The sequence below is a fragment of the Caballeronia sp. GACF4 genome (genome assembly GCF_023631025.1).
Taxonomy (GTDB): domain Bacteria; phylum Pseudomonadota; class Gammaproteobacteria; order Burkholderiales; family Burkholderiaceae; genus Caballeronia.
On the sequence record NZ_JALQDW010000058.1, the window covers coordinates 1 to 776 of the forward strand.

Annotated in this window: 1 protein-coding gene; it reads right to left on the reverse strand. The window is 61.0% G+C overall.

Annotation, left to right across the window (positions count from 1 at the left end):
* Positions 1-3: 3 nt before the first annotated feature.
* On the reverse strand, positions 4-776 hold a 773-nt coding region (locus tag NCR40_RS31180; protein WP_350029342.1), incomplete at its 5' end, for a helix-hairpin-helix domain-containing protein.

Below are 776 nucleotides of genomic sequence, written 5' to 3' on the forward strand. Positions count from 1 at the left end.
ACCTCAACAGAAGTTTCGACTGACGGCCGTAAGACCGCCCAAAAGGTGGGACATATCCACAAGCCGTTGCGCAACCAAGTGTCGTACTTCTCCCTGACATTGCCAGGTGCCATACACAGCCAACAGTGCGGCGCCCAGCGCTTCTCTGCGCTGCTTCTCAAGTAGCGATGGCCAGATGATGACGTTCACGTTTCCCGTTTCATCCTCGAGCGTGACGAACATCACGCCTTTCGCCGTCCCCGGTCGCTGCCGGACGGTCACGAGCCCGCAACCGCGAGCCAAACGCCCGTTTCGAAAGGTTCGTAGAGTCGAGGCCGGCATGAGGCGCTGCTCCAAAAGCGTGGGGCGCAAAAGCGACAACGGATGCCGGCCAAGCGTCAGCCCCGTCGAGTTGTAGTCGCTGACGATATCTTGTGCCTCGGAAGGCGCGCCGAGCACGGGTGTTTCATCGTCGATCCGACTTTCAGCTAGGAGATCTCGGTCAGGCACGGCAGCGGCCGACTGCCAGAGCGCTTCGCGTCGGTTGCCCGCGAGCGATTGAAGGGCGTTAGCAGCCGCTAGCACTTGCAAATCATGGCGGTCGAGCTGGGCTCGGCGCGCCAAGTCACTCACGCTCCCGAATGCTCTCACCGCTCGGGCGTTCTCGATGCGCTGCGCGGCGCCGTCACGCATACCCTTCAACAAAGAAAGTCCAAGACGAACAAACATTTTTGAGCCGCCTGGCTGACGTTCGAGCACCGAGTCCCAGCCACTGACCGTCACATCGATCGGCACGA